This window comes from Mesorhizobium sp. M7A.T.Ca.US.000.02.2.1 (assembly GCF_003996995.1).
Lineage (GTDB): Bacteria > Pseudomonadota > Alphaproteobacteria > Rhizobiales > Rhizobiaceae > Mesorhizobium.
Genome location: NZ_RZTT01000914.1, coordinates 1 through 464, shown reverse-complemented (window position 1 = coordinate 464; position 464 = coordinate 1). Strand labels below are relative to the sequence as shown.

Sequence of the window (464 nt, the reverse complement as noted above, 5' to 3'; positions counted from 1 at the left end):
AAAAAAGCACAGCCTTATCATTTCGGCGATGGTGGTATATTCGACCAGATCTACAAGCCCCAGTAAGCAGTCGATATTCAGGACGACATGACCACAGCACCCGCCCAGGCGGGGTGGCGATTCAGGCAGCCGAGCGTCATTCCGGGTTTCGGATTGACGCTCGGCTTCTCGCTTGCCTACCTCACCCTCATCATCCTCATCCCGCTATCCGGGCTGCTCTGGCGCTCGGCCGCCCTTGGCTGGCCTGAATTCTGGGCAATCGCCACCGATCGCCGCACCATCAATGCGCTGAGAATCAGCTTCGGCACCGCCTTCGTCGCGGCTGCGGTCAACGTCGTCTTCGGCACGCTGGTCGCATGGGTGCTGGTGCGCTACCGCTTCCCCGGCCGCCGCATCGTCGATGCCATGGTCGACCTGCCCTTCGCCCTGCCGACGGCTGTGGCCGGCATCGCGCTGACCACGCT

At 62.9% G+C, this 464-nt stretch carries 1 pseudogene; it reads left to right on the top strand.

Features of this window, described 5'->3' with window-relative positions:
• Nucleotides 1–87: 87 nt before the first annotated feature.
• Nucleotides 88–464: pseudogene (locus EOD15_RS35420) on the top strand (molybdate ABC transporter permease subunit); the annotation flags it as partial.